We start from the raw sequence: 25,185 nt of genomic DNA, 5'->3' as shown, positions 1-25,185 counted from the left end.
TTTGAGGCAACCATGGCAGCAGAAACCGCTTCGGGCTATATCCAGCACCACTTGCAGAACCTGACCTACGGTCAACTACCAGACGGCAGCTGGGGCTTCGCCCATTCGGCTGCAGAAGCCAAGGCAATGGGCTTCTGGGCGTTCCACCTGGACACCCTGGGTTGGTCCGTCGCGCTGGGTCTGATCTTCCTGTTGATCTTCCGCATGGCGGCCAAGAAGGCGACTTCCGGCCAACCTGGCGGTCTGCAGAACTTCGTTGAAGTGATGGTCGACTTCGTCAACGGCAGCGTGAAGGACTCCTTCCACGGCCGTAGCCCGGTAATCGCGCCGCTGGCGCTGACCATTTTCGTCTGGGTATTCCTGATGAACGCCGTCGACCTGATACCGGTCGACTGGATTCCTCAGCTGGCCATCCTGATTTCCGGTGACCCGCACATTCCGTTCCGCGCCGTGTCGACCACCGACCCGAACGCGACCCTGGCCATGGCCTTCTGCGTCTTCGCCCTGATCATCTTCTACAGCATCAAGGTCAAGGGCCTGGGCGGCTTCATCGGTGAGCTGACCCTGCACCCGTTTGGCAGCAAGAATATCTTCGTGCAGATCCTGCTGATTCCGGTCAACTTCCTGCTGGAATTCGTCACCCTGATCGCCAAGCCGATCTCGCTGGCACTGCGTCTGTTCGGCAACATGTATGCTGGCGAGCTGGTGTTCATCCTGATCGCTGTAATGTTCGGCTCGGGCCTGCTGTGGCTCAGCGGCCTGGGTGTGGTGCTGCAATGGGCGTGGGCTGTGTTCCACATCCTGATCATCACCCTGCAAGCTTTCATCTTCATGATGCTGACCATCGTCTACCTGTCGATGGCTCACGAAGATAACCATTAAGACCGCCTGGCGTGTCTGATAGCCTTCCCTGCCTGTACGGGGGGAGGGCTTAAAAAGTCCGCAAGGGCATGCTGTACCAAACGATTTGTTTTACCGCTTCAAACTAAAAACCTAACCAATACGACGTAAAAGTCGGGAGGAAAGATGGAAACTGTAGTTGGTCTGACCGCTATCGCTGTTGCTCTGCTGATCGGCCTGGGTGCTCTGGGTACCGCCATTGGTTTCGGCCTGCTGGGTGGCAAATTCCTGGAAGGCGCTGCTCGTCAACCAGAAATGGTTCCAATGCTGCAGGTCAAAATGTTCATCGTTGCCGGTCTGCTCGACGCCGTAACCATGATCGGTGTTGGTATCGCTCTGTTCTTCACCTTCGCGAATCCGTTCGTTGGTCAGATCGCCGGCTAATCACTCGTCACCACGAGTTGATGGCTGTATGAATTAAGACCGAGCGAGGTGTTGGCGTGAACATTAATGCAACCCTGATTGGCCAATCCGTTGCTTTCCTGATTTTTGTACTCTTCTGCATGAAGTATGTATGGCCTCCGGTCATCACTGCCCTGCAAGAGCGCCAAAAGAAGATTGCCGACGGCTTGGACGCTGCCAACCGCGCAGCTCGCGACCTGGAGCTGGCCCAAGAGAAAGCGGGTCAGCAACTGCGTGAAGCTAAAGCACAGGCAGCCGAAATCATCGAGCAAAGCAAGAAACGCGCTGCTCAGCTTGTCGACGAAGCCCGTGAACAGGCTCGCGTCGAAGCTGACCGTGTGAAGGCTCAGGCTCTGGCCGAGATCGAACAGGAACTGAACAGCGCTAAAGACGCCCTGCGTGCCCAAGTGGGTGCTCTGGCCGTTGGTGGTGCTGAAAAGATCCTTGGCGCCACAATCGATCAAAACGCGCATGCGGAGCTGGTTAACAAACTGGCCGCTGAAATTTAAGCGAGGGCGATCATGGCAGAACTGACCACGTTGGCCCGACCTTACGCTAAGGCTGCCTTTGAGCATGCCCAGGCCCATCAGCAACTGGCCAATTGGTCAGCCATGCTCGGCCTGGCTGCTGCGGTGTCGCAAGACGACACCATGCAGCGCCTGCTCAAGGCCCCGCGACTGACGAGCGCAGAAAAGGCCGCCACGTTCATTGACGTGTGCGGTGACAAGTTCAATGCACAGGCACAGAATTTCATTCATGTTGCCGCGGAAAACGACCGTCTCCTGCTTCTGCCGGAGATTGCCGCTCTGTTCGACCTGTACAAGGCCGAGCAAGAGAAATCCGTGGACGTGGAAGTCACCAGTGCCTTCGCGTTGAACCAAGAACAGCAAGACAAACTCGCCAAGGTTCTCAGTGCACGGTTAGGCCAGGAAGTGCGCCTGCACGCGTCGGAGGATGCCAGCCTGATTGGCGGCGTCGTCATCCGCGCCGGTGACCTGGTAATCGATGGCTCTGTTCGCGGCAAAATCGCGAAACTGGCCGAAGCATTGAAATCTTGAGTTTGAAGGGGCAGCAGAGCAATGCAGCAACTCAATCCTTCCGAAATTAGTGAAATCATCAAGGGCCGCATCGATAACCTCGATGTGAGCTCCCAAGCCCGTAACGAAGGTACCGTCGTTTCGGTATCCGACGGTATCGTGCGGATCCACGGTCTGGCCGACGTCATGTACGGCGAAATGATCGAGTTCCCTGGCAGCGTCTACGGCATGGCCCTGAACCTGGAGCAAGACTCCGTAGGTGCAGTGATCCTGGGTGGCTATGACACCCTCGCCGAAGGCATGAGCGCCAAGTGCACCGGCCGCATCCTGGAAGTTCCGGTTGGTAAGGAACTGCTGGGCCGCGTCGTTGACGCACTGGGTAACCCGATCGACGGCAAAGGTCCTCTGGGCAACACCGAGACCGACGCAGTCGAGAAAGTGGCTCCAGGCGTGATCTGGCGTAAGTCGGTAGACCAGCCTGTACAGACTGGCTACAAGTCCGTCGACGCCATGATCCCTGTCGGCCGTGGCCAGCGCGAGCTGATCATTGGCGACCGTCAGATCGGCAAGACCGCCATGGCCATCGACGCCATCATCAACCAGAAAGACTCCGGTATTTTCTGTGTTTATGTTGCAGTCGGCCAGAAGCGTTCCACCGTTGCCAACATCGTTCGCAAGCTGGAAGAAACCGGCGCCCTGGCCAACACCATCGTGGTTGTTGCCAGTGCTTCGGAATCCGCCGCACTGCAATTCCTGGCGCCATACGCCGGTTGCACCATGGGCGAGTTCTTCCGCGACCGCGGTGAAGACGCACTGATCGTTTACGATGACCTGTCCAAGCAGGCTGTTGCCTACCGTCAGATCTCCCTGCTGCTGCGCCGTCCACCAGGACGCGAAGCATACCCAGGCGACGTGTTCTATCTCCACTCCCGTCTGCTGGAGCGTGCATCGCGCGTTTCGGAAGAGTACGTCGAGAAGTTCACCAACGGTGCTGTCACTGGCAAAACCGGTTCCCTGACCGCTCTGCCGATCATCGAAACCCAGGCTGGCGACGTTTCTGCGTTCGTTCCGACCAACGTGATTTCCATCACCGACGGTCAGATCTTCCTGGAATCGGCCATGTTCAACTCGGGCATCCGCCCTGCAGTGAACGCCGGTGTTTCGGTATCCCGCGTAGGTGGTGCCGCTCAGACCAAGATCATCAAGAAGCTGTCCGGTGGTATTCGTACCGCTCTGGCTCAGTACCGTGAACTGGCTGCATTCGCCCAGTTCGCGTCCGATCTGGACGAAGCGACCCGCAAGCAGCTGGAGCATGGTCAGCGCGTTACCGAGCTGATGAAGCAGAAGCAGTACGCGCCGATGTCCATCGCGGACATGGCTCTGTCGCTGTACGCCGCTGAGCGTGGCTTCCTGACCGACGTAGAGGTCTCCAAGATCGGCAGCTTCGAGCAAGCACTGATCGCCTTCTTCAACCGTGATCACGCTGAACTGATGGCGAAGATCAACGTGAAGGGTGACTTCAACGACGAAATCGACGCAGGCCTGAAAGCCGGTATCGAGAAGTTCAAGGCCACCCAGACCTGGTAAGCCGCAGCGGGGGCTCAGGCCCCCGCTTGCTAACCTGATAGGTGATACATGGCAGGCGCAAAAGAGATTCGCAGTAAGATTGCGAGCATCAAAAGCACGCAAAAAATTACCAGCGCCATGGAGAAAGTGGCGGTCAGCAAGATGCGCAAGGCACAAATGCGCATGGCTGCTAGCCGTCCTTACGCGGAACGTATCCGCCAGGTGATCGGTCATCTGGCCAACGCCAACCCGGAATACCGCCACCCGTTCATGATCGAGCGCCCTGTAAAGCGCGCCGGTTATATCGTGGTGAGCAGTGACCGTGGTCTGTGCGGTGGCTTGAACACCAACCTGTTCAAGGCCCTGGTCAAGGACATGAGCGCAAACCGCGAACAGGGCGTGGAAATCGACCTGTGCGTGATCGGCAGCAAGGGTGCGACTTTCTTCCGCATCTTTGGCGGCAACGTCGTAGCAGCGATCAGCCACTTGGGCGAAGAGCCATCGATCAATGATCTGATCGGCTCCGTCAAAGTGATGCTGGACGCCTACCTGGACGGCCGTATCGATCGCCTCTCGGTGGTTTCGAACAAGTTCATCAATACCATGACCCAGAAGCCGACGGTCGAGCAATTGGTACCGTTGGTGGCAACCCCGGATCAGGATCTCAAGCATCACTGGGACTACCTGTATGAACCCGACGCAAAAGAGCTGCTGGACGGCTTGATGGTGCGTTACGTGGAGTCGCAGGTATACCAGGCGGTGGTCGAGAACAACGCTGCTGAACAAGCGGCCCGGATGATCGCCATGAAGAACGCCACAGACAACGCCGGTGATTTGATCAAAGAGCTTCAGTTGATCTACAACAAGGCGCGTCAGGCTGCGATCACCCAGGAGATCTCGGAAATCGTCGGCGGCGCTGCCGCGGTTTAACGGTTCACATATTCAGAGGATCCAGCTATGAGTAGCGGACGTATCGTTCAAATCATCGGCGCCGTCATCGACGTGGAATTCCCACGTGACGTCGTGCCGAGTGTATACAACGCGCTTAAAGTACAAGGCGCGGAAACCACCCTGGAAGTTCAGCAGCAGCTGGGCGACGGCGTGGTTCGTACCATTGCGATGGGCTCGACCGAAGGCCTGAAGCGCGGTCTGGATGTCGTCGACACCGGCGCTGCCATTTCCGTTCCAGTTGGTAAGGCCACCCTGGGCCGTATCATGGACGTACTGGGCAACCCGATCGACGAAGCCGGCCCGATCGGCGAAGAAGAGCGTCGCGGTATCCACCAGCCAGCGCCTTCGTTCGCTGACCAGGCGGGCGGCAACGACCTGCTGGAAACCGGCATCAAGGTTATCGACCTGGTTTGCCCGTTCGCCAAGGGTGGTAAGGTTGGTCTGTTCGGTGGTGCCGGTGTCGGCAAGACCGTAAACATGATGGAACTGATCCGTAACATCGCCATGGAACACAGCGGTTACTCCGTGTTCGCTGGTGTGGGTGAGCGTACTCGTGAGGGTAACGACTTCTACCACGAGATGAAGGACTCCAACGTTCTCGACAAGGTAGCGCTGGTCTACGGTCAGATGAACGAGCCACCAGGAAACCGTCTGCGTGTAGCGCTGACCGGCCTGACCATGGCCGAGAAGTTCCGTGACGAAGGTAACGACGTTCTGCTGTTCGTCGACAACATCTATCGTTACACCCTGGCCGGTACCGAAGTATCCGCACTGCTGGGCCGTATGCCTTCGGCAGTAGGTTACCAGCCGACCCTGGCTGAAGAGATGGGCGTTCTGCAAGAGCGCATCACCTCCACCAAGGAAGGTTCGATCACCTCCGTACAGGCCGTATATGTACCTGCGGACGACTTGACCGACCCGTCGCCAGCGACCACCTTCGCCCACTTGGACGCCACCGTCGTTCTGTCCCGTGACATCGCCTCCCTGGGTATCTACCCAGCGGTCGACCCACTGGACTCGACTTCGCGCCAGCTGGACCCGAACGTGATCGGCAACGAGCACTACGAGACCGCTCGTGGCGTTCAGTATGTTCTGCAGCGCTACAAAGAGCTGAAGGACATCATTGCGATCCTGGGTATGGACGAACTGTCCGAAGCCGACAAGCAACTGGTAGCCCGCGCTCGTAAGATCCAGCGCTTCCTGTCGCAGCCGTTCTTCGTGGCAGAAGTCTTCACCGGTTCGCCAGGCAAGTACGTTTCCCTGAAAGACACCATCGCTGGCTTCAGCGGCATCCTCAAAGGTGACTACGACCACCTGCCAGAACAAGCGTTCTACATGGTCGGCAGCATCGACGAAGCGATCGAGAAAGCCAAGAAACTGTAATTCCTGCGCCCCGCAAGGGGCGCTATCAGGTTGAGGCAAGCAGATGGCTATGACAGTCCATTGCGATATCGTCAGCGCGGAAGGAGAGATCTTCTCCGGCCTGGTCGAGATGGTGGTTGCGCACGGTAACCTGGGTGATCTTGGTATCGCTCCAGGCCATGCGCCACTGATCACCAATCTCAAGCCTGGTCCGATCACGCTGACCAAGCAGGGTGGCGCACAAGAGGTGTTCTACATCTCTGGTGGTTTCCTCGAGGTTCAGCCGAACATGGTCAAGGTGCTTGCCGATACCGTGCAACGTGCTGCAGACCTGGATGAAGCTCAGGCTCAGGAGGCCCTCAAGGCTGCCGAGAACGCCCTGAATCTGAAAGGCGCGGACTTCGACTACGGCGCCGCCGCCGCACGTCTGGCCGAGGCCGCAGCTCAGCTGCGTACCGTCCAGCAAATGCGCAGAGGCAAGTAATCGGCTACGGCTGATAACTTCTGTTGCGATTGAGTAAAAGGGTAGCCTCGGCTACCCTTTTTCTTTTTCTGTTTTCTCCCCCCCCACGGTCTTTCACTGACCGCCCAGGATTGGTAGCCAGTAATGTCACTCGATATCGTTATTCTCGCCGCCGGCCAAGGCACCCGCATGCGCTCGGCGCTGCCCAAAGTGTTGCACCCGGTAGCTGGCAATTCCATGCTCGGCCATGTTATCCACAGCGCGCGCCAACTTCAGCCGCAAGGTATTCATGTGGTCATTGGCCATGGTGCCGAACTGGTTCGCGAGCGCCTGGCCGCTGACGACCTGAATTTCGTCATGCAGGATAAACAGCTGGGTACCGGTCACGCTGTTGCCCAGGCACTGCCGGCGCTGACCGCTGACACTGTGCTGGTGTTATACGGCGACGTGCCGTTGATCGAAGTGGAGACCCTGCAGCGTCTGTTGGCAAAGGCCAACGATCAGCAACTGGGACTGCTTACAGTCACCCTCGACGATCCGACCGGCTATGGCCGAATCGTGCGTGACGAGCAGGGCAAGGTAACTGCCATCGTTGAGCACAAGGACGCCAACGACGCGCAAAAAGCGATCAAGGAAGGCAACACTGGAATTCTGGCCCTGCCAGCCGCGCGTCTTGCCGACTGGATGGGCCGGCTGTCGAACAACAACGCCCAGGGCGAGTATTACCTGACTGACGTAATCGCCATGGCAGTGGCCGATGGCTTGGTGGTGGCAACTGAACAGCCACACGATGCTATGGAAGTGCAGGGCGCCAACGACCGCCGCCAGCTGTCCGAGCTTGAGCGTCACTACCAGTTGCGTGAAGGCCGCCGTCTGATGGCTCAGGGAGTTACCCTGCGCGACCCGGCACGCTTCGATGTTCGTGGTGAAGTGAGCGTAGGTCGTGACGTGCTGATCGACATCAACGTGATTCTCGAAGGCAAGGTGGTCATCGAAGACGATGTGCAGATCGGCCCTAACTGCGTGATCAAGAACACGACCCTGCGCAAAGGCGCGGTGGTCAAGGCCAACAGCCACCTTGAAGGCGCGGTGATGGGAGAAGGCAGCGATGCTGGCCCGTTCGCCCGCCTGCGCCCGGGCAGCGTACTGGACGCCAAGGCCCATGTGGGTAACTTCGTCGAACTGAAGAACGCCCACCTGGGTGAAGGGGCCAAGGCTGGACACCTGGCTTACCTGGGTGATGCCGAAATCGGTGCGCGGACCAATATCGGCGCCGGCACCATCACCTGCAACTACGATGGTGCCAACAAGTTCAAGACCGTGATGGGTGAAGATGTGTTCATCGGTTCGAACAACTCGCTGGTGGCGCCTGTGGAAATCAAGGCCGGCGCGACCACCGCAGCCGGTTCGACTATCACCCAGGCCGTAGAAGCGGGTGACCTGGCTGTAGCCCGTGCGCGCCAGCGCAACATATCGGGCTGGAAGCGCCCGGAGAAGATCAAGAAGAGCTGAGTTATTCACAGCCATTTCGATCGAAAGCCGACTTATGTGAATAAGTCGGCTTTTTTATTGGCCCTGTCCCGCGTCTACAGGACCGCGCCAAAGCAGAGGAAACAATCCACAGGTCAGCGACAGCTTGACGAATCGCTCGTCTTAGGTTTTGATTGCAACCACTAACTTTCGAATCGAAACTTAAACGCACATGTCGAAACGAAACACACCACAACGGCGACACAATATTCTGGCTTTGCTCAGCGAGCAGGGTGAGGTAAGTGTGGACGCGTTGGCCAAGCGTTTCGCCACCTCGGAAGTGACCATTCGCAAAGACCTCGCTGCCTTGGAAACCAACGGCTTGTTGTTACGCCGCTACGGTGGCGCGGTGCCGGTGCCGCAAGAGTTGCTCGGTGAACCGGCGCAACCCGTCTCTTCCTATAAAAAGGCCATTGCGCGTGCCGCCGTCGGACGTATCCGCGAACATGCGCGCATTATCATCGACAGCGGCAGCACCACGGCGGCAATGATCCCCGAACTGGGGCGCCAGCCAGGCCTGGTGGTGATGACCAATTCACTCAATGTGGCCCGTGCAATCTGCGACCTCGAACACGAGCCGGTGCTGCTGATGACCGGTGGCACCTGGGACCCGCATTCCGAATCGTTCCAGGGCCAGGTCGCGGAGCAGGTACTGCGCTCCTACGATTTCGACCAATTATTCATCGGTGCCGACGGCATCGACCTCGGCCGGGGTACCACTACCTTCAACGAACTTCTTGGGCTGAGCCGGGTCATGGCGGAAGTTGCCCGTGAAGTGATCGTGATGGTCGAGTCGGACAAGGTGGGGCGCAAGATCCCTAACCTCGAGCTGCCCTGGGGCAGCGTGCACACCCTTATTACAGATGAACGCCTGCCAGCAGCAGCGCGCGAACAAATTCAAGCCCGCGGCATCAACCTGATCTGCGCCGCGATCAGCCAGGAGCAATAAAACATGTGTGGAATCGTTGGTGCTGTCGCCGAGCGTAATATCACAGCCATCCTGATCGAAGGCCTCAAGCGTCTTGAATACCGCGGTTACGACAGCGCCGGTTTGGCTGTACTCACCCAGAACGGTGAACTGCAGCGCCGCCGCCGCATCGGCAAGGTCAGCGAGCTGGAGGTTGCTGTTGCTGATGACCCATTGGCAGGCCAGCTGGGTATTGCCCACACCCGCTGGGCTACCCACGGCGCGCCAACTGAAGGCAACGCCCACCCGCACTTCTCGGGCAATGACGTGGCCGTGGTGCACAACGGCATCATCGAGAACCACGAGGAACTGCGCGAAGAGCTGAAGGGGCTGGGCTATGTCTTCACTTCGCAGACCGATACCGAAGTCATCGTCCACCTGATCCACCACACCCTGAAGAGCATTCCAGACCTGACCGACGCCCTGAAGGCAGCGGTGAAGCGCCTGCATGGTGCTTACGGCCTGGCGCTGATCAGTGCCAAGCAGCCGGACCGCCTGGTCGCCGCACGCAGTGGCAGCCCGCTGGTAATCGGCCTGGGCCTTGGCGAGAACTTCCTGGCGTCCGATCAACTGGCGCTGCGCCAGGTTACTGACCGCTTCATGTACCTGGAAGAAGGCGATATCGCTGAAATTCGCCGTGATCAGGTCTCCATCTGGGACCAGCAGGGCAACAAGGTCCAGCGCGAAACCGTGCAGTATCACGAAGGTGCCGAGGCTGCCGACAAGGGCGCTTACCGTCACTTCATGCTCAAGGAAATTCACGAGCAGCCAAGCGTTGTTCAGCGCACGCTTGAAGGCCGCCTGGGCAAGGACAACGTGCTGGTCCAGGCCTTTGGCCCGCAAGCTGCCGACTTGTTTGCCAAGGTGCGCAACGTGCAGATCGTTGCCTGTGGCACCAGCTACCACGCCGGTATGGTTGCGCGTTACTGGCTGGAAAGCCTGGCCGGCATCCCTTGCCAGGTGGAAGTGGCCAGCGAGTTCCGTTACCGCAAGGTGGTGGTGCAGCCGGACACGCTGTTCGTCTCCATCTCGCAGTCCGGCGAAACCGCCGATACCTTGGCCGCACTGCGCAACGCCAAGGAGTTGGGTTTCCTTGGCAGCCTGGCGATCTGCAACGTGGGTATCAGCTCGTTGGTACGCGAGTCGGACTTGACCCTGCTGACCTTGGCCGGCCCTGAAATCGGCGTGGCTTCGACCAAAGCGTTCACCACCCAGCTGGTTTCGCTGATGCTGCTGACCCTGGCCCTGGGTCAGGTGCGCGGTACGCTGGAAGCCGGTGTCGAAGCTGAGCTGGTTGAAGAGCTGCGTCGACTGCCAACCCGCCTGGGCGAAGCCCTGGCCATGGATGCCACCGTCGAGAAAATCGCCGAGCTGTTCGCCGACAAGCACCATACCCTGTTCCTCGGCCGCGGCGCGCAGTACCCGGTGGCGATGGAAGGTGCTCTCAAGCTTAAAGAGATCTCCTACATCCACGCCGAAGCTTACCCAGCAGGCGAGTTGAAGCACGGCCCGCTGGCTCTGGTGGACAACGACATGCCGGTGGTTACCGTTGCACCGAACAACGAACTGCTGGAGAAGCTGAAGTCCAACCTGCAGGAAGTGCGTGCCCGTGGTGGCGAGCTGGTAGTGTTCGCCGACGAGCACGCTGGCATGACCAATGGCGAAGGCACCCACGTGATCAAGGTGCCGCACATTGCCGATGCCCTGGCGCCAATCCTGTACACCATCCCGCTGCAGTTGCTGTCTTATTATGTGGCCGTGCTAAAGGGGACCGACGTTGACCAGCCGCGTAATTTGGCCAAGTCGGTGACTGTCGAGTAAGGGGTCTGCTCGTGATAAAGCTGTAGATTTAGGGAATTAAACCTGTCGCAGGAGGCGGTGAGTCGACCCCGCCGCCGCCTGCAATGCTCCTGCTCCTTAAAGTTGCCTCACTCGTTCGACGCTGGCTTTTGGGCAATGACGTCAAAGCGATGCCAATGCTTCGTGCCTCGCATGCTGGGCCCATCATATTCATGGATTTTGAACGCCTTCAAGCTAAGGTCTTGGAATAGCACGCGGGCTTCTGACTCAGAGTGAAAGGTCCTCTCCGGGTCGGATGCCCAATCATCCTTGTCACCGAAGAGTTGGCCCACGAACACTCCTCCAGGGAGAAGTGCAGACGTCACAACTGACCAGAATTTTTCAAAGTGATCTGGATGACAAAATGGTAAGGCCATGCCTGCATGGATCAATGACGAGGGTGGCAAAGCCTCGATGCTTTCAAACCATTGGGTAGCTGTTTCTAGCTTTGCAGCAGGGTGATCCAGACCTATGGCGTGTACCATTTCGATTGCGGCCGGCTCTCGGTCGATAGCTAGAACATCCCAGCCCGCTTGAAGTAAAGCGCGAGTCTCATTGCCAGAGCCACAGCCCAGATCCACAGCTTTTCTAGAGTTTGTCTGAGTGCTCGCAAGTCCGATTGCTGTGTGAAGAAGCGATGATGCTGGGCGGTCTCTGTGGTGCTCGTAATACGTTGTCCACTTGAAAGACCCGCACGCGTCTTTGCATTGCATTCTTGTATCCTTCCCTGAGGTCGTAATCTTGTAAGCGTACGCCCAACTCACCTTGCGTAAGTCAGGCCGATACCCGCTGATGCGGCAGTTGCCCAATCTCACTGGCCCGCTGTGTCGGCAGCCGCGTCAGCACATCTTTGAGACAGGCATACGGATCATGCCCATTCATGCGCGCTGACTGGATCAGACTCATGATTGCAGCAGCTCGTTTGCCACTGCGCAGTGATCCGGCAAACAAGCCGTTCGAGCGACCGAGTACCCATGGCCGTAGCTGCTTCTCGACCTGTTGTTGCCGATGGACACAGCGCCATCGTCCAGGTAGCGCGTCAGCGCTACCCGGCGTTTCAGGCTGTATTCGAGGGTTTTGGCCGTGGCTGATCCGTTAGGTGCCAAGTCGCGTTGGGCCAACATCCAGTCGTGCAGTGTTTTGCTGATCGGTACCGCCATTTCCTGACGTATTCGCCAACGGTCTTCGATGGTCATGTCCCGAGCCTGGCGCTCAACCTCGTACAAACCGCCAATCGAGTGCAGCGCCTGTTCGGCCAACTGGCTTTTGTTCGCGACATGCAGGTCAAAGAACTTGCGGCGAGCATGAGCCCTGCAGCCGATTTCAGTGATGCCTTGCTCAAAACCGGCTTTGTAGCCGGCGAAGTCATCGCAGACCAACTTGCCGTTCCAGTCGCCCAGAAAGTTGCGTGTGTGTTCGCCGGTACGGCTTGGTCTGAAGTCATAGATTACTGCCTTGAGCGCTGAAAACGGCGTCGTGGTGTAAGCCCAGACGTAGGTCCGGTGGGTTTTCTTCTCGCCTGGTGCGAGCATTTGCACGGGTGTTTCATCGGTGTGAATCACACCCTGGTTCAGCACCGCTTCATGCAGTGCATCGACCAGCGGTTGGAGCCGTACACCGGTTTGCCCGACCCACTGGGCCAAGGTCGAGCGAGCAATGGTCAGCCCGGCACAGCCACCTTTTCATGCACTTGCCGATTTGCTCTCGCCAGCCGTAATCAGCCAGTGGGATTGAGCAACTGCCACACTTGAATGAGCCCGACCAGGTGCACAAGGCCATACAACAAGCATATTGCCGAGCTGACCACGATGAAACGGCCACTGCGCCCGGTACCCGCCAGAGCAAAAGGGCCAAGTACGCCGCGTAACAGGTAGATCACGGTGATGGCGATCAGCGCAGGCCGTAACAAGGGCAATGGATCGACCACTCCGGCTCCTGATAAGGCATACAGGCCCCAGGTAGCGAGAACCAGGGCGATGCCCGCCGTTACTACCGCTGGATACCAACGCCCAGCCTGGGCCGCACGCACAAAACGCTCGCCAGCGCCGAACAGGCGATACCACGATGGCCCCACCAGGATTACCCCCACGTGCATGATCGACGCCAGTAGGCTAAGCCCCGCGGCCAGCAGCAAAGCGGTGTTGTAGTCATTCGACATATCATCTCTCCATGATGAATTGCACAGTGCCAGCTGCCTCATGCACGACAGGCCTTACCCCCCGGCGTTGCGTTGACTCAAGCGCTTACCTGGGCCTCAGCACGCGTGCCGACATCCATGATCTGGTAGCGTAGCTTGCGGCCGTCGACAGCGGCAGCGGCTTCGACACCACCCGTCATAGCACCAAATATCCCGTGCCCGGTGCGGGTGGATGCGCCACACAAGAACAGGTTTCGTATTTCGGTTTTGGTACCCGGGCGATTATGCAGGAAGTACTCAGGCGTGAATGCCAGGCCATAAGATGTTCCACCGGCTGAACCGATGAAACGGGTCACCGAGAACGGGGTGGAGACTTCCTGATACACGATATGCTGCGACATACCCGGTATCACGCGTTCAGCCAGTGCAATCAGTTGCCGCGCATACCATTCCTTCTTGGCCAGGTACGTTGGGTTGTTCCGGTAGCTGCCATCCGCTACCTCGGCCTGCGTAACACCCCAGCTTTCCGGGTTCGAAGGAACTGCCGACATCAATTGCAGGTTGTAGATGCCTGGCGGGGCAATGGCCGGATTGTCCGGGTCCTTCATGGTGGCATTACCGATGAACAGATGGGGCTCATCCGGGAACTGTCCGGCGAACACCTCACGGTAGGCACGTTCGTAGTCGCAACCGGGATAGATGCGATAATTGGTGTTCTTCAGCCCCATCGCCTTCAGGTCCATATCGATACCCAGGTAAACCACACCCATAGCCGGCGACATTTCGAAACACTCTGCCTTGGTGACGGTTTTAGCCGTGAGGTGGTCCCGTCCGATCAAGTCCAGCAAGGTGTGTTTGATGTCGGCGTTGCAGATCACCGCGTCTGCCTTGACCGTACGTTTGCCCAGATGCTTGTTACTGAATTCGACACCTACCGCGCGGCCCTTCTCGACCAGGATACGCTCGACCTTGGAACGCAGCAGGATCTTGCCTCCGTTGCGTTCGACAACCGCGCCGAGTTTGTCAGAGAACATCTGCCCCCCTCCCGACGGGTAATATGACCCTTGCAGGAAGTGGTTCACCACCGCAGCGTGGCCAGCCATGGTCGCCCTGCTGGGCGGTTGATGGTAAACGCCAAGCTGCCCGGTCAGGATGGCGCGCAGGCGCTGATCCTGTGTGCAGGTGTCGAGAAACTGGGCGACCGTCGATTTCGAATGACGCATCAGCATCCAGGAACGTGGCAGCACCCATAGCGCCGAGAGCGGCCGGGAGTGAATGCCCATGAAATCCCAGACTTGCTGTAGCATCTTGAAATAACGGTTGATGCCTGATTTTTCCATGGGGAACGCTTCGATGAGCCTTTCCCGGAAGCGCTCATATCCGCGCGGCACGGCAAACTGAAAATCGGGGAAACAGAGCGTTTCGAAACCTTCTGGATCCTGCTCGATAAAGTTGATTTCACCATCGTCGATGCCGGCGCCGCGTAAAATACGCGGGATCAACCCTTCCTTGCCACAGTCGCCGATGTAATGAAGACCTACGTCGAACTCGTAATCCTTGCCCTTACGATGAAAGACCGTGGCGCAGCCCCCCATTTCATAGTGCATGTCCAGCACCAATACCTGCTTGCCACGATTGGCGAGGGTAGCGGCTGCGGTCAGTCCACCAATGCCGGCACCCACGACAATCACGTCGAAGGTATCGTTTTCCAGCGTCTTGAATCGGTCATAGCTTTGCATGGGCATCCGTCCGGGTGCACTTCAAGCGTGCTGCAGATGGTGGTCGCGGGTCGGATCGACCGCTTCGGCTTCGCGCACAAGGTGTGCAAGTTTGTTCGGCTGATGACTCCACTTCTGGTAATCGTCCAGCGGTGGGATGCTCTGGAGAATGACGGGCCAATGTTGTGCAAGCTCGGCATTCAACTCCAGGAAGTACCGATTACCGTCATCCAGGCGGTTCTCCGGCAAAATCGCCTCTTCAGGGCATTCCGGCAGGCAGAGACCACAATCGACGCATGCCTCCGGGTTGATCACGATGAAGTTCGGCCCCAGGTGGAACGCGTCTGCAGGGCATATATCCACACAGTTGGTGTGTCGGCACTGGATGCAGTTGTCCGTCACTACATAAGTCATGGTTAGTCTCTCGAGGTCGTATTTACGGGCACATCACTGGCTAGAAGTAGCGGTCAACCAACAAGCGGGCAGACAACATCGTTCCGATGAAGCCAGCACCAGGGAACGTCCACGCGCCCACCTGGTAAAGCCCCTTTACCGGATACTTCTGCGGGAAACGGTTAAACAGTCCGGACTGCTGAGGCGTTTGTTCGAACCCATAGATCGCACCCTGTGGGTTCTGTGTGAACTTGGTCATCGTGCGCGGTGACCCTGCTTCACAGACTTCGATGTGGTCGCGCAGGCCTGGAATGACGCGCTCGGCATTAGCGATCAACAACTCGGTCAGCGCGGCTTTCTTGCGGCGGTAAGCGAGTTTTTCCAGCGAGTGCCAAACGTCCGGGCCGGTGAGGGTGAACAGGCCAAGGCTGGATTTCCCGGGCGGCACCATGGACGGATCGACATTGGAGAAATAGTTGATCGACCAACTGGTGTTGTCCTGATGCAGTTCGCCGGCCTGGATATGTTCGAATTGCGCGCGTTGCGTTTTCCCGGGTGAGAAGAAGTGGATGTATTCCTCAGGGTCGACACCCAGTTCACTCAGCGGGCAATCCAGGCCCAGATACACCTGGAAGCCGGATACCGAAAACTTCAGCTGGTTCAACCGAGCGAGGTATTTGCTGGAGAAGTGCTCTTTTCCTGCCAAACCCACCACGGCATGCGGCGAAACATTGGCCACGACGCTCGGGGCCTTCACCGGCCCCGATCTGCGCGTGACGACGCCGGTGACCCTGCCTCGGTCGACCATTATCTGCTGGACTCCCGACTCCAGTTCGACACGGCCGCCGTGCGCCTCGATAACTTCGACCAATGCCGAGGAAAGCGCCTGCGAGCCGCCCTTGATTGAGTAGCCGCCGTTTTCCAGATAGTCGATGAAGGGGTACGAGAAATAGCCGAATGCCAAGTCTTTCGCCGGCAGCCCGTAGTAGCTCCACTGTGCCGACAGTACTTCCTTCAGGCGTTCGTTGCGGGTGAACCTGGAAAAGTACTTATCCACCGTTTCATGGCCATAGCGCAGAACCCGGGGATAGGCGAAGGGGGTCGCGACAAATCGCATCCAGAACGGTTTGGGTGAATAAAGGAAGCCGCAAAGGTCCTTATAGTTGCGCTTGGACTCGGCGAACAACCGATTGATGTTGTCGATTTCCTCGGGGAAGCAGCGATACAGGGTCTGTTTGTAACCTTCCAGGTCGCGATGCCCTACGGTGATGTCGATATCGGGTGAACGGTAGCGATAGAGCGTCGGGTGATGGAGAAACTCGATCTTGTCCGCGACACCGCAAGCCTCGATCACCTTGAATGAATGCGCACCGCGGACGACACCATCGAACGAATGCAGGGACACATCGAAGGTGAAGTCTTTACGGCGAAAATTGCTCGCGTAACCACCCGGAATATTGTGCTTTTCCACCACCAGGACTTTTTGACCCCGTTGGGCCATCAGGCTGGCGCTGGCGAGCGCGCCCAGCCCTGCTCCTACAAAAACAGTATCGTATGATTGACTCATGAATGCTCCAGGCATCACCACGCAGCAGATTGCGCAAGGCGAATCAGGCTGTCAGGCCACCGTCGATCAGGAAGGTCTGGCCAGTGATGTAGTCGGCTTGCGGTGACAACAGGAAGCTGGCCAATGCAGCAACTTCCTGTACTTCACCGAAGCGCTTGAGCGGGATGTTGTCGGTGATCGACTTGCGCACATGATCGGGGATCTGATCGATCATGTCCGTGGCGATGTAGCCGGGCGCGATGGCATTGACATTGATCTTGAAGCGCGCCAGTTCCAACGCCATGGTCTTGGTGATACCAATCATCGCGGCCTTGGTCGCGGAATAACCCAATTGGCCCTTGTTCCCCTTTACGCCACTGACGGAGGACATGTGCAAAATCTTGCCTCGCCGTTCACCAGCCATGGCCGGGACCAACGACTTGCTGAAATAAACCGCCGAGTCGAGGTTGGTCGCAACCACGTCGCGATAGCGCTCGACATCGAGGTTGAACAACAGCTGGTCGCCAGTCACGCCCATGTTGTTGATCAAGCCATAGGGGCCGCCAAGATCGTTGACCAACTGTTCGCACAATGAACTGACCGACTGGAAGTCCCGACCGTCACAGGCATGCCCGTGCGCCCGGCCACCGTTGGCGGCTACCTCCTGCTCGAGCTGGCGGGCCGCGTCAGCAGAGGATTGATAGGTGAACGCGACCTCATAACCCTCACGCGCCAGGTGTTGTACAAGTGCGCGCCCTATACCGCGGGTACCGCCGCTGATGAGTATCCACTTGCCTTTGCCCAGCTGTTGGACATCCATGTTCTGTTTCCTTAATTCAAAGAGCCCAGAGTCAGGCCGTTACAACGGGTTTATGAGATTCTGCACGGGCGAAGAACGCGAAGATCTCCTGGAAGTACCGATCCCGGTGCTTCTTATGGTTTTCCAGGTGGCGACACGCTTCGAAGCCGACCACATGCAGGGATGTGCAATCCAGGCTCAGCCTTGTCACACTCGCCTCGGGGATATAGCGGTCACTCAACCCGTAGAAGTAAGCGATTGGCAGGTGGTGAACGCTCTTGAGGGAATGGTCGATCGCACAAGTACCGGTAGGCACTGCCAGACGGCTTCCGCTGATCCAGCGCATGGCAAGGCGTAACGGACCACGCGTGAAATAGCTGCGAACCGAGACAGGCACGCTGTCCAGAACTGCCGAGGTGAAGGGCGAGGCGTCCCGTGCCAAGGCATGTGACAGGTGGTAGCCACCAAATGAGCAGCCCACAAGATGAATCGGCAGGCCTGGGTATTCCCGGGCGATCTTTCGCGCAATGGACAAGACGTCATCGGCGAATGCATGACCACCGATGGTGCTGCGCCCAAAGCCTTTGAAGTTGAAGGCAATGACGTGGTAGCCCTGTTCCAGGAATACCTGATCGATGCCGTTCTCAAAAAAATAGTGCATGCCATATTTCAAGAACGGATGGCAAAGCAGCACAACACCCTTGGCTTTGGCTGGGTTGGCCAGCAACACCGCACCTTCCAGCTTGCTGCCGTCGCTGGCCGTCTCAACGAAGCCCTCGGCCCGGCTGGGTACGTCGCGCTCCCACCCTTGTACCTGCCTGAACATCACGCGAATGAAAAGTTTGGAAATGGCTATCCCAAACCGGGTGGGGGACTGTTCAACCGCTCTCATGCGCGTCTCCATTGCCTGGCTTTCATCTCGGCATAGCCAAAGGCGGCCTCGTAACTTGGGCCAGCTACCCAAGCGCTGAGAAATTGCACGCCCTGCACCGGGAAGCCGTGATGGAAGACATGCCCTTTGAGGTCGGTACCCACCATCGCCCCGTAGCCAGAGCCATCAGTGTTATTGGTGAAGCGCACATAGGTATGCGGGGTTGCCACTTCCGTATGCAGAATGTGACCACGCAGTTCAGGAATCTGAGCCAGCAGCCGCTCTACCAGCACCTCACACGCGCGTTGCTTTTTCGCGCGATATTGCGCCGTACGCCTTGCAGGCCAATGTGCGATGGAATCAAGCACATTGATACACACGACCTTGCCGCCAGCGGGCGCCAGGGCGTGATAGTTGGTGACCTCGATCGGGGACATGGCCCAGAAGGCCTGTTCACAGAGCTCTGGCTGAAAACCACTGCGCTCGGCGTTGATGCGCAGCTCGGCTGCCAACGCGGGGTCCGCAGCAAACAGCATCGACTCGCTATGCCGCAGCCCCAGCTGTTCGGGTGCTTGATCCGTGGTCAGGTACACCGTGGTGGTCGAGCGTGCCGGCTTCAACGCGGCCAGCTTCTCTCGGGTGCTCGTCAGGTCCACATCCGCCTGGAACAAATGCTCCACAGCATAATGGGGTGAGGTATTGATGAAGACCTGTGGCGCATGAAACTCACCAGCACGGGTGCGTACCCCCGTGACATTGCCTTGGTTGTCGGTGGTCACCTCTTCTACAGGCGTGCTGAGCATGATCTTGCCCCCGGCCTGTTCGATCTGCTGCGCCAGCAAGTCGGACAAGCGTTGGGAAGAGCCTGCGACATAGGCGTTGCCGCGATTGAGCGTGGCATACACCACATGCAGGTAGTACAGGTAGCCCAGATCCTCCGAGTAGCCGCCAACATAAATGCCAGGGGCTGCCAGAATTTCAATCAGGTAGGGGTCATCGAACAACTCATGCAACGCTTCACGCACGGTCTTGTGCTTGAGGTTACGATGGGCCCAGCGCAACTGCGCCATGTCAGGTTCGAAACTGCCATCGAGCATCTGGAACTGGTAGTACCCGTTGCGCCCATAGGTGCGTACCTGAGTGAAAAAGGTAACCAAGGGCTCTGCCTGATGAGGGAACCGTTCGATCAGTTGCCGTTCGACCTGGTCGGCATCGTTAGCCAACGGCAGCGCCGTGCCGTTCTGGTAGGCGCAGAAATAGTCGTTGGGGTAGACCAGGTTCAGTTCATCCTCAAGGCCCAGATCCCGCAGGATGCGGATGAGGTTGCCCCCTTCCGACATGCCGCTGAGCTTGTGCAGGCTGCAATCGAAAATCGCCGATTGCTTGGGCCGGCTGAACGTCGAGGCATAGCCCCCAACCACAATATGCTTGTCGAGCATCAGGACGCGTGCACCGTGATCACGCTTGACCAGCATGGCCGCGCAGGCCAGGCTCGTGATCCCGGTACCCACGAAGACCGCGTCCCAGGTCGAAGAACTCATTGCCGCAGCCCCAACTTGTCGATCCAGGCGTAAATTTCGGCGAAGCGAGCGTCGTTCAGTCGGGCATTGTTCGGTGAGCGCCAAACCTCTTCGATTTTCGCCTTGTCATCCACTGCAATCGGAAACGCGAAGGAAGTGTGCAACGCGATCTCGGGGTTGTAGGTGAACATGTCGATCAGCGCCGGAATGATTTTCCGGCTCATCGCTTTAACCTGGGCGATCGATTCAGCGCTGGCAGTTTCGAAGTAGGACTCGCTGATCCAGCGGCCAAAGGCGATGTGCCGTGCCTCGTCATAGTGATGCTCACGGAACAGGGTACGGGTCATGGGTTCGACCGCAGCGCCTTGGGAGGTGTGCATGGCCCCCATTTCGGCAACCCATTCGATCAACAGCGTGAACAGCACGCCAACCGCCGGCTCCATTTTTGGCAGTGTCTGGGTCAGCAACTCATAGAGCCCGACCGGTGGGTTCCAGGTCTGCAGGCCAGCCTTGGCCATGAAGCGCTTGAAGGTGAGGGTATGAACGATCTCTTCCTTGGAAAAGATCATCAGGTATTCCTGCAGGTCCGGCGAAATACGGTCATGGAACTGCGTGATGTAGCCCATGTACAACGGCGGAATGGTCTGCTCGAGCCAGATGAACATGGAAATGTCACGGCCCGTCTCGAGCCAGGCCAGTTCCAGTTTCTGGGCCTCGGTCAAGCCTTCGCAATAGCGTGTTCCATTGATCCACAGATGCTCGGGATCCTTGGGGTAAAGGCTTCGATTGATGTCCTGGTCCCATGGTAGTACGGTCGCGTGGTCCATCGTCTTGTGATGCGACACTTCGCTTAACTTGCGAACCTTCGACTCCCTCGCCGGGGAAATAGCGAGCACACTGTTGGTCAGCGTAGACATTTCCTGCTCCTCCATGAATTGGGCCCAGCGGCTCAGGCCTCGACGGCAGTCGATTCCTTGAGCTCAACAATGAATTCACAGAGCTGGCGCAAAGTGGCGATCTTGCGGGTGACGAACGAATCCGGGTTGATCGCCACGCCGATCTTTTTCTGCACGACCACCTGCATCTCGACGAAGTCCAGGCTGTCGAACTCCATTGCTTCAATGGTGGTATCGAGGGTCACTTCGTTGTCGTCGACATCCTTGAGGTCCAGGATCAGATCACGAACGATGGTGAATACTTGGTCAACGGTGGTCATTGTTTCGCTCCTGTGGGGGTGAGAACGGTTTTAATCATCAAGCCTAGGGTTATGGTCATCACATGGCTGCCGCTGACGACGACACCCAGGTCGAGGGTGCCGACGGCCTTGCCTGGTGTTTCAATCAACAGAATGTTGTCGATCTCGCAGCGGATATCGGATTGCAAACTGCCCAATGAACGCAGTTGCGTGCAGAACGTGATCTGGTGACTGGTCTGGACGACCAGGTGATTGGTGATGTCCTCGATACGCTCGGGAACCTGGTGTTGGGCAAATTGCCCGGACAGGCGCTCGAAGATCACCCCCAGATGGTTGCGGATGAAGTGGGAAAATATCAGCGCATCCAGTGCCACCCAATCATCTAGCCCCTTGCCCAACCCGTCACGAAACTGGGTAAGCCAAGCCTCTACATATTCCCGGTCAAGCGCGAAGCCTGGGGATTTCGATGTCCACGTTGGCGGCGGAACTTGAGACACATGGCCGAGCACATGCTCGCCTTCACTTTTTTCTGAACGCAGCGTAAATGCAGTGCTTGCACTGCGGGGGCGGGTAGCAAGCGCGACAGGGCAGTTGCGCAGGACCGGCGCCTTCAGTAGCGCCTTGAACTGTACCCAGTCCTCATCGCGGCCCTCGGCAACACGCCCCATTTGATGTTTGATTGGCAGCAGCGCCAGCATGCCGTGCACCACGACATCCGCGGCGTCCATGCGCCGCGCTGCTTCCAGGTCAAAATGGATAGGGTTGCGGTCGCCGGAAAGATCAGCCCACGCTTCGATCTGTTCAGGGCCAAATTGCCACTGCATGATCATTGCACCTTACGCAGCATGATGCCGGCATTGGCGCCACCGAACCCGAAGCTGAGGTTCAGCACGTTTTCCAGGTGCTGTCCGTGCAGGTGCTCGTTAGGGACGAAGTTCAGGTCGCACTCAGGATCGGCCTCATCCAGATGGATGGTGGCCGGGATCGTTCCGCGGGCAATGGCTTTGAGGCAGAAGATTGCTTCCATCGAACCTGCTGCACCAATCAGGTGGCCGGTGTACGACTTGGTGCTGGACATCGGAATGCCATGGGCAGCGTCACCCAGCGCCAGTTTGATGGAGCGGGCTTCGTTGACGTCGTTCAGCGGGGTGGAGGTGCCATGCAGGTTGATGTAATCGATGTGCGGCGCATCGACACTGGCTTGCCTGCACACTTCCTGAATCACCCGCACTCGAGCCAGCATGTCCTCGGCCGGGGCCGTCATGTCGAATGCGTCCGAGTAGTTGGCGTAGCCGGTGATTTCGCCAAGGATCTTGGCGCCGCGGGCCTTGGCCAGCTCATAATCCTCAAGACACAGTACCGCTGCGCCTTCGGACAGGATGAAACCGCTTCGCCCTTTGCTGAACGGACAGCATGCCAGGCGCGGGTTTTCCTGCTCCTTGCTCAACGCCTGGATGACGTCGATTGACCAGACGTTGAACTGCTCTTTCAACGATTCGCTGCCACCGGCGATCATCATTTTCGCTCGGCCGGCACGAATCGCTTCATAGGCCTCGCCAATGGCGATGGTGCCAGTTGCGCAGGCTGCCACCGGGCTGTTTTGAACGCCGCGCATGTTCCAGTTCATGGTGATGGCAGCCGTCGCGGCATTGCACATCGACATGACCGTGGCGAACGAGGTGGAAATGCCTTGTTGGCAGTATTCGTTGTTGTTGAAGTTCGCCGTGTCCAACCCGCCCCAACCGGTGCCGAGAACGACACCACGGTCGAACGGTGCGACCACGTCATCCAGTGGTGTGTCGCCATAAGCCATGTGCAATGCTTCATGGGCCGCCACCAAGCTGTACTTGGCGAACAGAGGCAACATCTTGGAAATCTTCTTCGAGAACGGTCGCATGGCCTCGCGGCCAAAGTCATCGATAAAACCGAAGAAGCGCGCATGGATCGTCGGATCATCAAAACGGTGCAGACGATAGCCGATCTGGTAATCCATCATCGCGTCCCAGATAGCATCGGCGTTCTGGCCGAGCGAGCAGATCGCACCGTAACCAGTAACGACGACGCGGCGAGGTGCTGGAGAGGCTGGCTTTTCCATTGTCTTCCCTGATTGATGTGCTGACGTGACAACCCTTGTATGAACAAGGGCGGCATTGAGTGCAGGCGATAACTGCCAGGGCCGAAGGTACGATGGTTTTCGATACCCACCGCAACCGTGCGCCTGGCAAATAGCGTCTTGTAAGTTGTGAAAACTGGCGTCCTACACAACGCCCCGAGAAGTGTGCCCAATTTTGCGATGACGACAACTGTATCTAGGTGCAGGTGTTTGGTATTTGGAGAAATACCGACGGCCTGCATGCACTTAAGTACAGGTTGCTCAGCGCCGTCAGTTGATAGAATCAGCAGGTTGTTATACCAACGCCCACGCGAACGCCATACCTGAGGCAAGGGAACAGCCCAACATGATAACTATCGACTTTCACAAGATTGAATACCGTCGTGACCCGCATCCCTGGGTTGCCGAGTTATACGGCTTACGCAAGCATGTCTTCTGTGATCGCCTTAATTGGAAGGTCGCTGTGAGAAATGGCATTGAATTGGATGAATATGACAATTGGAACACGACCTATCTGGTTGGCACTTGCCAAGGCATACCGTTGGCAGGCCTTCGCCTGATCAATACACTGCACCCTTATATGGTTGAAGGTCCCTTTCGCGATTTCTTCAGTTGCATACCGCCCAAGCGGGCATTGATGGCTGAATCCAGCCGCTTCTTCGTCGACAAGACCCGTTCACGCAAGTTGGGCCTGGCGCACTTGCCATTGACCGAAATGTTGCTTTTCAGCATGCATGACCACGGCGAACTGACCGGCTTGAAATCGATCGTCACCGTGGTCAGCGATGCCATGGCGCGCATCGTTCGACAGGCAGGCTGGCACTACCAGATTCTGGACAGCGGCGAGGCGTCGCCGGGTGAGACGGTGCATTTGCTGGATATGCCGATCAGCTCGTCCAACCGCCTGCGACTGCTTGAAAGCATTGCGCGTAAGCAACCGCTGTCATCCCTGCAGACCCAGCAGTGGCCGTTGAGCCTGCAGTTGCACGATGTATCCGACAACCACATCGCCTGATCAGATGATGCCCTGTCGCTTTGCCTCGTAGACGGCTTGCTTGGCGTTGCCGACCTGCAATTTGCCAGAAATGTTCGACATGTGGAATTTCACTGTGCGCTCTGAAATTCCACAGTCCGTGGCAATTTCGCGGTAGGTTTTGCCGCGCATGACCAGTTGCAGCACGCCCAGTTCGCGGGTGGAAAGCGGCCCATCGGCCGCACTGGAAAACAGCTGATCCGTTGTGCGCGAGGTCATCAGCCAACTATGAAATTCGATCAGTAGCAGTTGCAGCTGGCTTTGCTGCTTGGCCAGACGCCGATCAAAATCTACCTGCGAACCCGCATCGCACACACTCAAGGCACAGAATGTCCCGGAAGCATCGCGCAGGGTGAATGTGGTGCCCGAGCAGATTTGATAACGGGTGGCGCGCCTGAAGAAGTCCACGCCTTCGGGACCGCTGTTGGCAAGGGCATCATGCCAGGAGAAGGGGGTGATCTCCTTGAGCCCATGTTTGATGATCGGGTCAATCAGATAGCTCTTGTTATCTTTATAGCTTTTGACCCAACTCGGTGGGTAATTTGAAATGATAATCGGCTCTACGTTGCGATTGTGCGTAGCCGCGTAGTAGGCGTATTTCAAATCCTTCAAACCACACAATTGACGCTGCAACTCGTCGTGCAGGTGTGTGATGGGGTGGTTTTTATCGCATGTCGTGGCTGCGTCCCGGTTTCGACTTTCCATGTCGTCTTCCCTGCCGTTTTTACGGCGCCAATAAACTGGCAGAGCCATTGCGCCGTGCAAACCCTTTTAGAGTTGTTGTTCGAAGAGATCGTGATTCTCGGATTACCGCGCAAGCGTGATGGTCGGAGATATTAAAAA

The 25,185-nt window shown here is 57.7% G+C and carries 25 protein-coding genes and 1 pseudogene; 12 read left to right on the top strand and 14 right to left on the bottom strand.

Going from position 1 to position 25,185, the window contains the following annotated elements; genetic code table 11:
• Nucleotides 1-12 precede the first annotated feature (12 nt).
• From atpB to glmS, 11 genes are all read left to right on the top strand, one after another.
• The gene (gene atpB, locus ACF8RA_RS17860; RefSeq protein ID WP_010955889.1) at nt 13-882 is read left to right on the top strand and encodes a F0F1 ATP synthase subunit A; all 870 of its coding nucleotides are present in this window, start codon (nt 13-15) and stop codon (nt 880-882) included.
• A gap of 144 nt (nt 883-1,026) precedes the next feature.
• Nucleotides 1,027-1,284 (top strand): F0F1 ATP synthase subunit C, encoded by a 258-nt coding sequence (gene atpE, locus ACF8RA_RS17855; protein ID WP_003097235.1) that lies wholly within the window; start codon nt 1,027-1,029, stop codon nt 1,282-1,284.
• A gap of 56 nt (nt 1,285-1,340) precedes the next feature.
• Nucleotides 1,341-1,811, top strand: coding sequence for a F0F1 ATP synthase subunit B (locus ACF8RA_RS17850; protein ID WP_010955888.1), 471 nt, complete (start codon nt 1,341-1,343; stop codon nt 1,809-1,811).
• Nucleotides 1,812-1,823: 12 nt separating this feature from the next.
• Entirely contained in the window at nt 1,824-2,360 is a 537-nt protein-coding gene (locus ACF8RA_RS17845; protein WP_003253191.1) for a F0F1 ATP synthase subunit delta, read from the top strand.
• A 21-nt stretch (nt 2,361-2,381) separates the two neighbouring features.
• Nucleotides 2,382-3,926, top strand: coding sequence for a F0F1 ATP synthase subunit alpha (atpA, locus tag ACF8RA_RS17840; protein WP_176682956.1), 1,545 nt, complete (start codon nt 2,382-2,384; stop codon nt 3,924-3,926).
• 48 nt (nt 3,927-3,974) lie between these two features.
• The gene (gene atpG, locus ACF8RA_RS17835; protein WP_003253195.1) at nt 3,975-4,835 is read left to right on the top strand and encodes a F0F1 ATP synthase subunit gamma; all 861 of its coding nucleotides are present in this window, start codon (nt 3,975-3,977) and stop codon (nt 4,833-4,835) included.
• A gap of 27 nt (nt 4,836-4,862) precedes the next feature.
• Complete coding sequence (atpD, locus tag ACF8RA_RS17830; RefSeq protein WP_003253197.1) at nt 4,863-6,239, top strand: F0F1 ATP synthase subunit beta; 1,377 nt, start codon at nt 4,863-4,865, stop codon at nt 6,237-6,239.
• 43 nt (nt 6,240-6,282) lie between these two features.
• The gene (locus ACF8RA_RS17825; RefSeq protein ID WP_003260039.1) at nt 6,283-6,702 is read left to right on the top strand and encodes a F0F1 ATP synthase subunit epsilon; all 420 of its coding nucleotides are present in this window, start codon (nt 6,283-6,285) and stop codon (nt 6,700-6,702) included.
• A 123-nt stretch (nt 6,703-6,825) separates the two neighbouring features.
• The gene (glmU, locus tag ACF8RA_RS17820) at nt 6,826-8,193 is read left to right on the top strand and encodes a bifunctional UDP-N-acetylglucosamine diphosphorylase/glucosamine-1-phosphate N-acetyltransferase GlmU (protein WP_176682955.1); all 1,368 of its coding nucleotides are present in this window, start codon (nt 6,826-6,828) and stop codon (nt 8,191-8,193) included.
• 190 nt (nt 8,194-8,383) lie between these two features.
• Nucleotides 8,384-9,160: a DeoR/GlpR family DNA-binding transcription regulator gene (locus ACF8RA_RS17815; RefSeq protein ID WP_003253204.1), complete on the top strand. Its 777-nt coding sequence runs from the start codon at nt 8,384-8,386 to the stop codon at nt 9,158-9,160.
• 3 nt (nt 9,161-9,163) lie between these two features.
• The gene (gene glmS / locus ACF8RA_RS17810) at nt 9,164-10,999 is read left to right on the top strand and encodes a glutamine--fructose-6-phosphate transaminase (isomerizing) (RefSeq protein WP_010955884.1); all 1,836 of its coding nucleotides are present in this window, start codon (nt 9,164-9,166) and stop codon (nt 10,997-10,999) included.
• A gap of 107 nt (nt 11,000-11,106) precedes the next feature.
• Here the strand turns inward: glmS and ACF8RA_RS17805 are convergent, their stop codons facing one another.
• From ACF8RA_RS17805 to ACF8RA_RS17745, 13 genes and pseudogenes are all read right to left on the bottom strand, one after another.
• Nucleotides 11,107-11,730: a trans-aconitate 2-methyltransferase gene (locus ACF8RA_RS17805; RefSeq protein ID WP_252459811.1), complete on the bottom strand. Its 624-nt coding sequence runs from the start codon at nt 11,728-11,730 to the stop codon at nt 11,107-11,109.
• A 61-nt stretch (nt 11,731-11,791) separates the two neighbouring features.
• A pseudogene (gene tnpC, locus ACF8RA_RS17800) lies at nt 11,792-12,693 on the bottom strand (IS66 family transposase); the annotation flags it as partial.
• Nucleotides 12,694-12,734: 41 nt separating this feature from the next.
• Complete coding sequence (locus tag ACF8RA_RS17795) at nt 12,735-13,175, bottom strand: hypothetical protein (RefSeq protein WP_176682953.1); 441 nt, start codon at nt 13,173-13,175, stop codon at nt 12,735-12,737.
• Between the two features lie 77 nt (nt 13,176-13,252).
• A complete protein-coding gene (locus tag ACF8RA_RS17790) occupies nt 13,253-14,893 on the bottom strand; it encodes a phytoene desaturase family protein (RefSeq protein ID WP_392519404.1) in 1,641 nt (546 codons plus the stop codon).
• Between the two features lie 21 nt (nt 14,894-14,914).
• Nucleotides 14,915-15,286 (bottom strand): ferredoxin FdxA, encoded by a 372-nt coding sequence (gene fdxA / locus ACF8RA_RS17785; RefSeq protein WP_176682951.1) that lies wholly within the window; start codon nt 15,284-15,286, stop codon nt 14,915-14,917.
• A 40-nt stretch (nt 15,287-15,326) separates the two neighbouring features.
• Nucleotides 15,327-16,832, bottom strand: a complete 1,506-nt coding sequence (locus ACF8RA_RS17780; protein ID WP_392487794.1) for a phytoene desaturase family protein — start codon at nt 16,830-16,832, stop codon at nt 15,327-15,329.
• A gap of 43 nt (nt 16,833-16,875) precedes the next feature.
• Nucleotides 16,876-17,631: an SDR family NAD(P)-dependent oxidoreductase gene (locus ACF8RA_RS17775; RefSeq protein WP_176682949.1), complete on the bottom strand. Its 756-nt coding sequence runs from the start codon at nt 17,629-17,631 to the stop codon at nt 16,876-16,878.
• A gap of 31 nt (nt 17,632-17,662) precedes the next feature.
• Nucleotides 17,663-18,502 (bottom strand): alpha/beta hydrolase, encoded by an 840-nt coding sequence (locus ACF8RA_RS17770; protein ID WP_176682948.1) that lies wholly within the window; start codon nt 18,500-18,502, stop codon nt 17,663-17,665.
• A complete protein-coding gene (locus ACF8RA_RS17765) occupies nt 18,499-20,022 on the bottom strand; it encodes a phytoene desaturase family protein (RefSeq protein ID WP_392519403.1) in 1,524 nt (507 codons plus the stop codon). The genes ACF8RA_RS17770 and ACF8RA_RS17765 overlap by 4 nt, the downstream gene beginning before the upstream one ends.
• Nucleotides 20,019-20,918: a diiron oxygenase gene (locus ACF8RA_RS17760; protein ID WP_392519402.1), complete on the bottom strand. Its 900-nt coding sequence runs from the start codon at nt 20,916-20,918 to the stop codon at nt 20,019-20,021. Before ACF8RA_RS17760 ends, ACF8RA_RS17765 begins: the two co-directional genes overlap by 4 nt.
• Before the next feature lie 32 nt (nt 20,919-20,950).
• Nucleotides 20,951-21,217: an acyl carrier protein gene (locus tag ACF8RA_RS17755; RefSeq protein ID WP_176682945.1), complete on the bottom strand. Its 267-nt coding sequence runs from the start codon at nt 21,215-21,217 to the stop codon at nt 20,951-20,953.
• A complete protein-coding gene (locus tag ACF8RA_RS17750) occupies nt 21,214-22,020 on the bottom strand; it encodes a MaoC/PaaZ C-terminal domain-containing protein (RefSeq protein ID WP_209969059.1) in 807 nt (268 codons plus the stop codon). Before ACF8RA_RS17750 ends, ACF8RA_RS17755 begins: the two co-directional genes overlap by 4 nt.
• A gap of 2 nt (nt 22,021-22,022) precedes the next feature.
• The gene (locus ACF8RA_RS17745) at nt 22,023-23,291 is read right to left on the bottom strand and encodes a beta-ketoacyl-[acyl-carrier-protein] synthase family protein (protein WP_176682943.1); all 1,269 of its coding nucleotides are present in this window, start codon (nt 23,289-23,291) and stop codon (nt 22,023-22,025) included.
• A gap of 364 nt (nt 23,292-23,655) precedes the next feature.
• On the opposite strand from ACF8RA_RS17745, the gene ACF8RA_RS17740 reads away from it, so the two are divergent.
• On the top strand, nt 23,656-24,324 hold the full coding sequence (locus tag ACF8RA_RS17740; protein ID WP_176682942.1) for an acyl-homoserine-lactone synthase: 669 nt from the start codon (nt 23,656-23,658) through the stop codon (nt 24,322-24,324).
• Here the strand turns inward: ACF8RA_RS17740 and ACF8RA_RS17735 are convergent, their stop codons facing one another.
• Complete coding sequence (locus tag ACF8RA_RS17735; RefSeq protein ID WP_209969062.1) at nt 24,325-25,047, bottom strand: LuxR family transcriptional regulator; 723 nt, start codon at nt 25,045-25,047, stop codon at nt 24,325-24,327. It abuts the gene before it with no gap.
• Nucleotides 25,048-25,185: the final 138 nt, after the last annotated feature.

Source organism: Pseudomonas sp. FYR_5 (assembly GCF_043106315.1).
Lineage (GTDB): Bacteria > Pseudomonadota > Gammaproteobacteria > Pseudomonadales > Pseudomonadaceae > Aquipseudomonas > Aquipseudomonas putida_Y.
Note: the sequence above shows the minus strand (reverse complement) of the source record. Positions and strands in the feature narration are given on the sequence as shown.

Coding starts and splice junctions, on each gene's coding strand:
- atpB (WP_010955889.1), top strand. CDS start 13: ATGGCAGCAGAAACCGCTTCGGGCTATATCCAGCACCACTTGCAGAAC.
- atpE (WP_003097235.1), top strand. CDS start 1,027: ATGGAAACTGTAGTTGGTCTGACCGCTATCGCTGTTGCTCTGCTGATC.
- ACF8RA_RS17845 (WP_003253191.1), top strand. CDS start 1,824: ATGGCAGAACTGACCACGTTGGCCCGACCTTACGCTAAGGCTGCCTTT.
- atpA (WP_176682956.1), top strand. CDS start 2,382: ATGCAGCAACTCAATCCTTCCGAAATTAGTGAAATCATCAAGGGCCGC.
- atpG (WP_003253195.1), top strand. CDS start 3,975: ATGGCAGGCGCAAAAGAGATTCGCAGTAAGATTGCGAGCATCAAAAGC.
- atpD (WP_003253197.1), top strand. CDS start 4,863: ATGAGTAGCGGACGTATCGTTCAAATCATCGGCGCCGTCATCGACGTG.
- ACF8RA_RS17825 (WP_003260039.1), top strand. CDS start 6,283: ATGGCTATGACAGTCCATTGCGATATCGTCAGCGCGGAAGGAGAGATC.
- glmU (WP_176682955.1), top strand. CDS start 6,826: ATGTCACTCGATATCGTTATTCTCGCCGCCGGCCAAGGCACCCGCATG.
- ACF8RA_RS17815 (WP_003253204.1), top strand. CDS start 8,384: ATGTCGAAACGAAACACACCACAACGGCGACACAATATTCTGGCTTTG.
- glmS (WP_010955884.1), top strand. CDS start 9,164: ATGTGTGGAATCGTTGGTGCTGTCGCCGAGCGTAATATCACAGCCATC.
- ACF8RA_RS17805 (WP_252459811.1), bottom strand. CDS start 11,730: ATGCAATGCAAAGACGCGTGCGGGTCTTTCAAGTGGACAACGTATTAC.
- ACF8RA_RS17795 (WP_176682953.1), bottom strand. CDS start 13,175: ATGTCGAATGACTACAACACCGCTTTGCTGCTGGCCGCGGGGCTTAGC.
- ACF8RA_RS17790 (WP_392519404.1), bottom strand. CDS start 14,893: ATGCAAAGCTATGACCGATTCAAGACGCTGGAAAACGATACCTTCGAC.
- fdxA (WP_176682951.1), bottom strand. CDS start 15,286: ATGACTTATGTAGTGACGGACAACTGCATCCAGTGCCGACACACCAAC.
- ACF8RA_RS17780 (WP_392487794.1), bottom strand. CDS start 16,832: ATGAGTCAATCATACGATACTGTTTTTGTAGGAGCAGGGCTGGGCGCG.
- ACF8RA_RS17775 (WP_176682949.1), bottom strand. CDS start 17,631: ATGGATGTCCAACAGCTGGGCAAAGGCAAGTGGATACTCATCAGCGGC.
- ACF8RA_RS17770 (WP_176682948.1), bottom strand. CDS start 18,502: ATGAGAGCGGTTGAACAGTCCCCCACCCGGTTTGGGATAGCCATTTCC.
- ACF8RA_RS17765 (WP_392519403.1), bottom strand. CDS start 20,022: ATGAGTTCTTCGACCTGGGACGCGGTCTTCGTGGGTACCGGGATCACG.
- ACF8RA_RS17760 (WP_392519402.1), bottom strand. CDS start 20,918: ATGTCTACGCTGACCAACAGTGTGCTCGCTATTTCCCCGGCGAGGGAG.
- ACF8RA_RS17755 (WP_176682945.1), bottom strand. CDS start 21,217: ATGACCACCGTTGACCAAGTATTCACCATCGTTCGTGATCTGATCCTG.
- ACF8RA_RS17750 (WP_209969059.1), bottom strand. CDS start 22,020: ATGCAGTGGCAATTTGGCCCTGAACAGATCGAAGCGTGGGCTGATCTT.
- ACF8RA_RS17745 (WP_176682943.1), bottom strand. CDS start 23,291: ATGGAAAAGCCAGCCTCTCCAGCACCTCGCCGCGTCGTCGTTACTGGT.
- ACF8RA_RS17740 (WP_176682942.1), top strand. CDS start 23,656: ATGATAACTATCGACTTTCACAAGATTGAATACCGTCGTGACCCGCAT.
- ACF8RA_RS17735 (WP_209969062.1), bottom strand. CDS start 25,047: ATGGAAAGTCGAAACCGGGACGCAGCCACGACATGCGATAAAAACCAC.